Raw genomic sequence first — 4,375 nt, forward strand, 5'->3', positions numbered from 1 at the left:
GTCCCGCGTGCGGCTTCAGTCGCTGCCGACCGGCGGCAAGGAGAGCGCCCGGTCCACCAGGGCGCCGGCGCGCTGGAAGTCGTAGTTGCGGAACATGTTGGTCTTCACGATGAAGGACGCGCCGCCGTAGAACTTCTCGTACTGCTGGTGCCGGTTGCCGAACTCGGTGCCGATGAAGTCCCAGGCGAGCCGCATCAGCGCCACGCGCTGGCGGGCATCGAGATGGGCGGAGCGGTAGAAGCGCTCCACGTCCAAGCGGGTCGCGGCGCTCTCGAAGTCCTTCACCGAGGAGGGCAGCGTGATCATGGCCGCGCCGGTGATCTCCCGCACGATGTCGATCATGCGCGGGTTGATCTCGGACTGGAGCGCCATCACCGCATAGAGCATGGCCTTGGAGGGCCACACCACGCCCTCCTCGTCGATGGTGGCCTTGGCCTCCTGCGCCAGCAGCATGCCCTCGACGATGGAAGCGAGCGCCGCCAGCTCGCCCATGGCCACCTGCACCGGCGGCACAGCCTCGTTGCCGGTCGCCTCGTTCATGCGCTTGGCGAGGCCCATGAGGAAGCGCAGCTTGGTGGCATAGCGCGTCTGCGCCTGGTGGTTGCCATAGGTGTGGGAGGGGGTCAGCCACCACTGGTCGCGGCTGAGCTCGATGTTGCGGTAGATGAAGACGTGCTCCCAGGGCACGAACACCTCGTCCAACACCACGAAGCAGTCGGCCTCGTCGAAGCGGGTGGAGAGCGGATAGTCGAAGGAATTGTCCGCGGTCTTGGCGAACGGGCGGCGCGAATAGAGCTTCAGGCCCTCTGCGTCCATGGGAATGGCGACGTTGATGGCGTGGTTTTCGTCGCCGGGCTGAAGCGGATGGATGCAGGCGAGGTGCAGATAGTCCGCATAGACGCCGCCGGTGGCGAGCTGCTGGCCGCCCGAGACGATGATGCCCCCCTCCACCTCGCGCACCACGCCGGCATAGAGATGCGGGTCCGCCTGCTTGTGGGCGGGCTTGGAGCGATCGACCTGCGGCGGGACGATGGCGTAGGCGATGTAAAGGTGGTTGTCGCGGGCGTATTCGTAGAACTTGATCACGTTGTCGGCCCATTGCTGGCCGTGCTTCGCGAACACCGAGGGCTTGGCGGCATAGCCCGCGAAGAAGTTCGCCACATGGTCGGGCGAGCGGCCCATGAGGCCGAAGGTCTGCTCGGCCCAGGCCTCGGAGGCGAGCCGCTTCAGGCGCAGGTCGTCCACCGTCTTCGGGATCTGGTAACAGCGCAGCGCGCGGGCGCCGGTCTCAGCCACCTGGTAGGTCATGAGGTCCTGGTTCTGCGGCGCGGCGGCAAAATCGAACAGGTTGGCGATCTGCCGTGCCCCCTCGCGGAAGGCGGGATGGGTGGTGGGATCGCCCACCGTCTCCCCATCGAGATAGACGATGCGCTTCGAGGCCTTGAGCTGCGTCAGGAATCGGCGCCGGTGCGCTGGCGGGTGGATGCGGCGGCGATCGACTGGAGCGTGGCGTTCATGGTCTCGTCCCTCTGGGGCCGCGCCTCTGCGCGGCTCTGATCGTTGATCCACGGATCGGCGGCCGGTCCGGTCAGGCGGCAGGGCCTCTGACCCGGAAGCGGCAGCCGGACTCCGATAATACATACAAATTAGATATAATTTTGTATGTGTCAACGCGATGGCACGATGGTTTTTCGATCCGGCTATGGACGCCGAGGCCCCTGCTTCATAAAGGATTGAAAACCGCGCGCGAACGCGGAGCAAGGCGGAGGGATCAACGCTTATGTCGTCATCAGGCCGCGCGAAGCCCGCCGGCGCGTTCCGGCCTCCCGTCACGGTCACGCGGACCGAGTTCCTTCAGGGCGAGAGCGATCGCGCCTTCCGCGAATCGATCTATGCCATGGTGCTGGCGCTGGAGGGGCTGCTGAAGTGCCGCGCCATCTTCGGCAAGGTGCTGGGCCTGACCCCGAGCCAGTTTGCGGTCCTCATGGGCACGGCCTATCGCCAGGGCGCGGAGGGCGTCGCCATCCGCGACCTTGCCGACCACATTCGCCTCGCCGCTCCCCATGTGACCACGGAAGTCGGCCGCATGATCGAGATGGGACTGCTCGCCAAGCGCCAGGACGAGAGCGACCGCCGCAGCGTCCGGGTCTCCCTCTCGGCCGAGGGCGAGCGGGCCGTGGTGCGCGTGGCGCCGGTGGTGCGCCGGGTCAATGACATGCTGTTCGAAGAGATATCAGCGTCAGAGTTGTCGGTGGTGGAGGCGGTCATGCGCAAGCTGGCCATCAGCGCCGAGCGCGTCTTCGCCCACGCCAAGTGGGGCGACATTCTGGATCAGGATGGCGCAGCGCCCCGCCCCGAGGGCGCGGCCCGCAAGCGGCGTCCGAAAGCCTCGACCGCCTGAGCCGAACGGCGACGTTCAGCGCCCCGCCAGCAGGCCGAAGGGACCCGGCACGACGCTCTCAAGACCAGGGGTGGGGTCCCCCTTCAGCCGGCAGCACCGGCTCCGGCCGGCCTGGCGAAAACGAAAAGGGCGCCGCACCGGAGTGCGACGCCCTTTCTCAGAAAGCCACGTCAGGTGATCGGGATCACTTGAGCTGGTTGAACGAGGTGGCGAAGGACAGGCTGGCGATGAACTTGTCGCCGCAGGCGGTGTTCTTGCCGATGAGGGTCGCGCACTCGAACTCGTTCAGGTCCGAACCGGAGTAGCGCAGGTCGAGGGTCGCCGCCTTGTAGGTCACGCCGACGCCGACGTTCCACCAGTTGTAGCCAGAGATGCCGACCGCGAACACGCCGAACGGCGGGGTGTAGGTGAAGAAGGTGTCGTCGAGCCACTGATGGCCGAACTCACCCGAAACATAGGCGCCGAAGTCGCTGCCCGCGAGCGAGGTGGTGTAGGCCTTGGCGTTGATGGAAAGCGCGGTGCCGTCCGTGCTGGAGGCGTACATGTCGCTGGTCCAGTTGAGCGCCATGCCGACGGTGAACCAGTCGGTCAGAGCGTAGCTGGGCTTCGCGTAGATTTCCCAGTAGTTGAAGTCGTCGGGGCTCACGCCGAAGATGTCGGTGTTGCCGGGGAAGGCATAGTAGATGCCGCCGACGTCGAGGGTGAAGGAGCCCCAGGTGTGGCGCAGGCCGCCGGAGAAGTCGACTTCCAGCGAGCTGCTTCCGCCCAGGCCGAGGAAGTTGTCCGCCCAGTTCTGGTTGGACGCCCACACGTTGATGTAGAACCAGTCGAGCATCTGCAGCTCGACATAGCCCTGGACCGCCGCGTTGTTGTTGGTCTGGCTGATGCCGCGGAACACGTAGTCGGAGGTCAGGGTGACGCCGAAAGCCACGTCCCAGGCGGGCGGCGGGGGCGGAGCCACCACGGCCTTCACGGGCTTGGACATATCGGCCGCAGCGGCCGCGCCGGCGAAGAGCATCGAGGAAGCGATAATGGCAAGCTTTTTCATAAGGGAACCCCCGCAGAAATCTGGAATGATAAAAATCAGTTCCGCTTCCGGAGGCCAATGCGAAAATTAAGGCAGCAATTGCCGCCTTTCTAGGCAAACCCGCATGAATGCTGGATTTCTGTGTTGCGATTTCGCAACGCCCATCCCAAAACGCGTTAATGGGCGGTACAACCTACTTTGCGGTAGCCCGAGCCGGCACCCGATTGGCCCATTGCCGGCTCAGGGCCGGTTCATGAGAAGGGGCCGCCCGCGCTCGGGAATGCGGGCCCACGAGCCGTCTTCCTGGCGCGCGAAGCGAATCGCGGGGCCGCCGCCGGTTCCGGAGACCAGGATGTTGCCGCCATCGAGCCGCCACGCCGCGGCGGCCAGGCGCGCCACGGAGGCGTCGCAGCCGGCCGCGACCTTCAGCACGAAGCCGCCCTTGGGCGCCGGGGTCTCGGTGAGGCTCCAGCGGCACAAAGGGGTGCCCGGAGCGGCGGCGAGGTCCCAGTCGCCCAGCACCTCGGCCTGCGTCACCTCGGGCACGTCGGCGATGCTGGGATTGACGAGGAAGTAGACCCCGTCGCCCTCGCGCAGCGCCTCGTAGCTGCCGCCCGTCGCCTCGGTGAATTCGGCCACCGTCCGTCCCTGGGCGTTGAGAAGGCGCAGCGCGCCCGAGGCGTCCGGAGTCCAGCCGGCGATCTGGGCGGAGAAGGAGATCGTCGCCTCGCAGGCGGCCTTGTCGATTTGTATTGCAAGCGCGCCGCCCGTCGGCTCGGCCTTCAGGGCGATGGCGCATTTGCGTTCGCCGTCGGCGCTCTGGAGCACATAGGCGCCGGCCTTCTGCTCGGCGGCCTCGCGCAGCGCCGGGTCGATGCGCCCCGGTGCCGGCTGTTGCTTCTCGCGCCACAGGGCCGGCACCTCCGGCGCGGCGGCGACGGCCGCCG

Annotated in this window: 4 protein-coding genes; 1 reads left to right on the forward strand and 3 read right to left on the reverse strand. The window is 66.7% G+C overall.

From position 1 onward, the window contains the following. Nucleotides 1-15: 15 nt before the first annotated feature. Nucleotides 16-1,641 (reverse strand): 4-hydroxyphenylacetate 3-hydroxylase family protein, encoded by a 1,626-nt coding sequence (locus AC2W7M_RS20515; RefSeq protein ID WP_486134485.1) that lies wholly within the window; start codon nt 1,639-1,641, stop codon nt 16-18. Between the two features lie 139 nt (nt 1,642-1,780). Between AC2W7M_RS20515 and AC2W7M_RS20520 the strand changes: the two genes are divergently transcribed. Beyond that, nucleotides 1,781-2,401 (forward strand): MarR family winged helix-turn-helix transcriptional regulator, encoded by a 621-nt coding sequence (locus AC2W7M_RS20520; protein WP_486134487.1) that lies wholly within the window; start codon nt 1,781-1,783, stop codon nt 2,399-2,401. A 184-nt stretch (nt 2,402-2,585) separates the two neighbouring features. On the opposite strand, the gene AC2W7M_RS20525 is transcribed toward AC2W7M_RS20520, so the two are convergent. Further along, nucleotides 2,586-3,449: a TorF family putative porin gene (locus AC2W7M_RS20525; RefSeq protein WP_486134489.1), complete on the reverse strand. Its 864-nt coding sequence runs from the start codon at nt 3,447-3,449 to the stop codon at nt 2,586-2,588. A 219-nt stretch (nt 3,450-3,668) separates the two neighbouring features. Next, the coding region (locus AC2W7M_RS20530) for an AprI/Inh family metalloprotease inhibitor (protein ID WP_486134491.1) at nt 3,669-4,375 on the reverse strand (707 nt) is incomplete at its 5' end.

Source organism: Xanthobacter sp. BG11Y11_SDJG (assembly GCF_057364445.1).

What these genes read in the sequence shown, in the direction of transcription:
- AC2W7M_RS20515 (WP_486134485.1), bottom strand. Translation starts at nt 1,641, where the DNA reads ATGTATTATCGGAGTCCGGCTGCCGCTTCCGGGTCAGAGGCCCTGCCG.
- AC2W7M_RS20525 (WP_486134489.1), bottom strand. Translation starts at nt 3,449, where the DNA reads ATGAAAAAGCTTGCCATTATCGCTTCCTCGATGCTCTTCGCCGGCGCG.
- AC2W7M_RS20520 (WP_486134487.1), top strand. Translation starts at nt 1,781, where the DNA reads ATGTCGTCATCAGGCCGCGCGAAGCCCGCCGGCGCGTTCCGGCCTCCC.